The organism is Mycobacterium heidelbergense, from assembly GCF_050205645.1.
Classification (GTDB): domain Bacteria; phylum Actinomycetota; class Actinomycetes; order Mycobacteriales; family Mycobacteriaceae; genus Mycobacterium; species Mycobacterium heidelbergense_A.
Genome location: NZ_JBNMQT010000051.1, coordinates 1 through 2,551 on the forward strand (window position 1 = coordinate 1; position 2,551 = coordinate 2,551).

The following is a 2,551-nucleotide window of genomic DNA, read 5'->3' on the forward strand; positions in this document are numbered from 1 at the left end:
GGTGGATGCGGTGTTGCGGGCCAAGGTGGATGGGGCCTGGAACTTGCACGAGCTGACCCAGGATTTGGATGTGTCGGCGTTTGTGATGTTTTCGTCGATGGCCGGCATCGTCGGCGCCCCGGGGCAGGGTAATTATGCGGCGGCCAACAGTTTCCTCGATGGGCTGGCCGCCTACCGGCGCGCGCGGGGTTTGGCGGGGTTGTCGGTGGCGTGGGGGTTGTGGGAACAGCCCAGCGGAATGACCCAGCACCTGGGTGAGCGTGACAAGGCCCGCATGACCCGAGCCGGGCTCGCACCGCTATCCACCGAACACGCCCTACAACTCTTCGACGAAGCCATGCTCGCCGAGCGCCCCGTGCTGGTCGCGGCTCGCATCGACGCGGCCGGGCTGGGCGCGAGCGGCGCAGTGCCGCCGCTGCTTCGCGAGCTGGTCAGTCGTCCAGGGCGCCGGCTCGTCATCGACACCGACAATGCCGTGTCGACGTCGGGGCTGGCCGCACGGCTACAGGGGCTCAGCGCCGAACAGCGTCACCTCCAGTTGGTGGAATTGGTGTCCACCAACGCCGCAACCGTTTTGGGCCGCCCCAGCGCGGACATCGATGCCCAGCTGCCGTTCCAAGACCTCGGATTTGACTCGCTGACCGCCGTCGAGCTGCGCAACCGGCTCAAAACCGCGACCGGGCTGACCCTTTCGCCGGCTCTGATCTTCGACCACCCCACTCCGGCGGCGTTGGCCGAACATGTCGACGAGCAGCTCAGCTTTGCGACGATCACGGCGGGCACACCCGAGGGTGCACCAGACCGGTTGGCTCGTTTCAACGACATCGCCCGCGAGCTCCAAACGTTGGTCGATCAACCCGACTGGAGCCCGCATGAGAAAGCCCAGCTCTCCGCCCGCATCCAAACCATCCTGACCGGTCTGACCGCACCGGCCCCCAGCCAAACCCACATCGACGACGGCGATGACATCGCGACTGCCACCGACAGCGAACTCTTCGCCATCCTCGACGAGGACGTCGGCCCCCGATGACGGACGTCGCGATCATCGGCCTGGCATGCCGGTTCCCCTCCGCCGCCGGGCCACGCGATTTCTGGCGCCTTCTTCGCGATGGCCGGGAAGCCACCCAGTTGCCGGGCGACGTAGCAGAATTCGACGCGGACTTCTTCAACCTGTCGCCACGCGAGGCCCGCGCCATGGATCCCCGGCAGCGATTGGCACTCGAATTGGTGTGGGAACTGTTCGAAGACGCCTTCGTGGTGCCGGAAACCCTGCGCGGCGAGCCGGTTTCGATCTATGTCGGAGCGATGACCGACGACTATGCCGTCCTGACGCTTCGCGAAACCCCGAACAACCTCGACAACCTCGATCATCATTCGTTCGCCGGGATCAGCAGGGGGATGATCGCCAACAGGATCTCCTATGCCTTCGGGTTGCAGGGGCCCAGCATGACCGTCGACTCCGGTCAATCGTCGTCGCTGGTCGCGGTGCACCTGGCATGCGAAAGCCTCCGCACCGGCGAATCGCCGCTTGCGATCGCCGGCGGCATCCACCTCAATCTGGCCGACGAAACGGCGCTGCTGGAAACGGAATTCGGCGCGCTGTCACCGTCGGGCCACACCTACGCGTTCGATGAACGCGCGGACGGCTACGTGCGGGGCGAAGGCGGCGCCCTGGTGCTGTTGAAGCCGCTGCCCGCGGCGCTCGAGGACGGAAACCGCATCCACTCGGTCATCCGGGGAAGTGCCGTGGGCAATTCCGGACACAGTTCCGCCGGCCAGACCGTGCCTTCGGTTTCCGCGCAAGCCGACGTCATCCGGCGCGCGTTGTGCAGCGCGGGACTCGACGGTGACGACATCGACTACATCGAAGCCCACGGCACCGGAACGGAAATCGGTGACCCGGTCGAGGCCAGGGCGTTGGGTGAGATATTTGCCGAGCGCCGGGATCGCCCGGTCGGCGTGGGATCGGTCAAGACCAATATCGGCCACGCCGGAAGCGCCGCCGGAATCGCCGGCCTCCTCAAGGCCGTGCTGGCGCTCGAAAACGCCGTGATCCCGGCAAGTCTCAACTACACCAGCCCGGCCCCCGGCATCGACCCGATAAGCCTCGGGCTGCACGTCAACACCGAGCTGACGCCGTGGCCGGTGCGGGATGGTCCGAAGCGGGCCGGAGTGTCGTCGTTCGGAATGGGCGGAACGAACGCGCACGTGATCATCGAGGAGCCTCCCGCGGCGCCGGAAAGTCTTGCGGCCGAGCGTGATGACACCCTGGCGTGGGTGCTTTCGGCTCGGTCGGCCGAAGCGCTGGCGAATCAGGCCGGGCGGCTGGCCGAACATGTGCGAACGGATGAATGTGTGGGTGTGGCCGACGTGGCGTGGTCGTTGGCGACGACCCGCTCGGTCTTCGAGCATCGCGCGGTCCTGGTCGGTGGCGATCGCGGCCGGTTCGTCGCGGGGTTGACGGGATTGGCCGCCGGGCGGCCGGGCACGGACGTCGTGGTGGGGCGGGCGGACGGGGCGGGCAAGACGGCGCTGGTGTTGCCCGGCCAGG

Annotated in this window: 2 protein-coding genes; both read left to right on the forward strand. The window is 67.3% G+C overall.

Features of this window, described 5'->3' with window-relative positions:
* Positions 1 to 1,030, forward strand: a 1,030-nt coding sequence (locus tag ACQI5H_RS24490) for a KR domain-containing protein (protein ID WP_427081877.1), incomplete at its 5' end; no start/stop codon positions are given.
* On the forward strand, positions 1,027 to 2,551 hold a 1,525-nt coding region (locus ACQI5H_RS24495), incomplete at its 3' end, for a type I polyketide synthase (RefSeq protein WP_427081878.1). The genes ACQI5H_RS24490 and ACQI5H_RS24495, both read left to right, overlap by 4 nt.